This is a genomic window from Natrinema gari JCM 14663 (assembly GCF_000337175.1).
In the GTDB taxonomy this organism is placed as follows: Archaea; Halobacteriota; Halobacteria; order Halobacteriales; family Natrialbaceae; genus Natrinema; species Natrinema gari.
This window is the reverse complement of the sequence record NZ_AOIJ01000024.1, coordinates 1-842: the sequence shown is the minus strand read 5'-3', so window position 1 is coordinate 842 and position 842 is coordinate 1. Positions and strand designations below refer to the sequence as shown.

Sequence of the window (842 nt, the reverse complement as noted above, 5' to 3'; positions counted from 1 at the left end):
CCCCCGTCGGGCTGGACCTCACGAAGTTGGTCGGCCCACTCGTCAGCGTTCTCGAGAACCTGGTCCATCTCGGCCACGGCGTGGGAAGCGTTGCGTCCCTTCGCCTTGATCTTGATCTCGTCTTGGTCACGAGTCGCGCTTCCCCGTTTGAGCTTCGCAGTGATGCTGACGCCAGAGTGAATCTGTTCGCGCGTCTCGATCTCCGAGTCGCCGCTGCCGTCAGTACAGACGATGTCTTCGTCGTCGGACTCCTCGAGATCGTCTCGAGCGAAGCTGCACCCGTCTCGGGGGCTCACGAACTCTTTTCGACCGGAGAGAGCTTCGCGGCCACAGTCGCGGCAGCGAACGTAGGAGCAACCAGTCGTGTTACCGTACTTGTCGTACTCAGGGAACGGGCCCTTCCACGGATCGATGTTGTCGTCCTCGAGGATCTCCGCGCCTTCGGCGGCCCCGCGGCCTGTGGTCCCGCCGTCGGTTGCAATCGAGTCGTCGGTACGTTCTTCAGCTTTCGTATCGTATTCGGTCATGGTTGTTCTCGGATAGACAGCCGACCGCCGCGGTGTCTTCAGCACCGGGGCGATTCTCCGCAGCGCCGATCGCCCTGAGCGGCCGGTCTGTCCTTACACCATAGTGTACACTACATCCACTTATAGGTTGCTGTATATACACTCTACCGTAAGTACTACATGCTGTAACGACAACATTCAGTATATGGCGCAAAGTGTAACCGGCCAGATGACCGACCAACGGCGCGCGCTACTTACTGAACGTGAGCGCGAGATCCTCACAGGCGAGGCCGATGTCACCGACAACTACCGCTATTCCGTCGAGTCGCGCGTTCG

Annotated in this window: 1 protein-coding gene; it reads right to left on the bottom strand. The window is 59.7% G+C overall.

Annotated elements, in window-relative coordinates; all coding sequences use genetic code 11:
* A partial coding sequence (locus tag C486_RS20695) for a DUF7389 domain-containing protein (protein WP_008451900.1) occupies positions 1-527 on the bottom strand: 527 nt, incomplete at its 3' end.
* Positions 528-842 lie beyond the last annotated feature (315 nt).